We start from the raw sequence: 1,592 nt of genomic DNA, 5'->3' as shown, positions 1-1,592 counted from the left end.
TCGACCAACGGAAACGAAATCGGTGTATACCAAAAGGAAGACGGGACTACGGTTTCCATCCAGGAGAGCATCGTACGAATAGAGGATAACAATGACGGGAACATCACTTTAGTGGATGAAGAAGGAAATACTGTAACGGTTTCCAAATCAGATATCACAGATTTGGGTGGCGGCCTTTACCGTTTCACCAATGGTGACGGCACGGATGTGGACATCAATACGAACGGAATCGATATTACTAATGTTATTGCGGGTAACCTGATTGCCACGGTAACGGAAGCGGATGGAACAATTACGGAAATAGACGAGACGGTTACAACATTGTCTACAGCAGATAATGTAACTTATACTTACGTTTCGGAAGATAATACTTCAACCAGTTTTGATGGTACGGATGATCAAGAAGCAACGGAGGTTAATTTAACAAATCCATTAGATGTTGATGGGGACAGTGTTAATGAAAATACGGTGGAAGAAGCAATTATTGATTTGGCAGCCAACGCTAGCGATAACCAAAATTTAACGGGTGCTACTTTAAGCGGAACAAATCAACTTCAAATAGATATAGAAAGAGGGAGTTCTGCAAATGTAGATTTATCATCTCTTGTAGAAACCGTAATTGCTGGTACAGGAGCTATTTCGGTAACTGATGACGGCAATGGAAACTATACGGTTAATTCAACAGATTCAGATGAAGACGAAACCAATGAGCTTACATTAATAGATAGTGGGGCACCAACAATAACACCGTCAAATGCTGGGGTAACTTATGTGGATGATGTTGCTGGGCAGTTATATGTTTTTGATGGTACTAACTGGAACCAAGTAGGGGGCAATGCCAGTCCTGATTTAGATGGTGATCCGAACAATGAGATTCAAACTATATCCTCAACAGATGGTTCAGTAACGTTGACTCAGACAGGAGATGATTACGATTTATCGGTGGCAGCTGCCGATGGTACGGAAACGGAGGTCGAGTCCGGAAATGTGAACGTTACCGTAACGGGAGATGGTTCCGCAGGAAACCCATACCAAATCAGTAGTGTAGATTTAGATGAGCAAAATGCTTCGGAAGTTCCGTTGGATGCTCCTTTTGACGTGGATGGTGATACGGTAAACGAAACTACGGTCCAAGAGGCTTTAGAGGATTTGGCCAACAACGCCAGTGACGACCAACAGATAACAAGTGCAGTGGGTACCGCTAACGAAACGGTGGACATCGATTTAGAGCGAGGTGGTTCAACTACTATCAACATTGAGGATGCGGATGCTGACCCAACAAACGAGATTCAAGATGCTACGGAGGTAGCTTTGAACACTCCTTTTGATGTTGATGGCGATACGGTAAACGAAACTACGGTCCAAGAGGCCTTAGAGGACTTGGCCAACAATGCCAGTGACGACCAACAGATAACAAGTGCAGTGGGTACTGCTAACGAAACGGTGGACATCGATTTAGAGCGAGGTGGTTCTACAACGATAAATATTCAGGATGCGGATGCCGACCCAACAAATGAACTTACGTTATTGGGCGACGGTTCTCCAACGGTCACACCAAGCAATAGTGGTGTAACTTATGTAGACGAGGTTGC

The 1,592-nt window shown here is 44.2% G+C and carries 1 protein-coding gene; it reads left to right on the top strand.

Going from position 1 to position 1,592, the window contains the following annotated elements:
* Nucleotides 1–1,592, top strand: a 1,592-nt coding sequence (locus Q4597_RS19670) for a hypothetical protein (RefSeq protein WP_303407803.1), incomplete at both ends; no start/stop codon positions are given.

This window comes from Zobellia sp. 1_MG-2023 (genome assembly GCF_030549125.1).
In the GTDB taxonomy this organism is placed as follows: domain Bacteria; phylum Bacteroidota; class Bacteroidia; order Flavobacteriales; family Flavobacteriaceae; genus Zobellia; species Zobellia russellii.
Note: the sequence above shows the minus strand (reverse complement) of the source record. Positions and strands in the feature narration are given on the sequence as shown.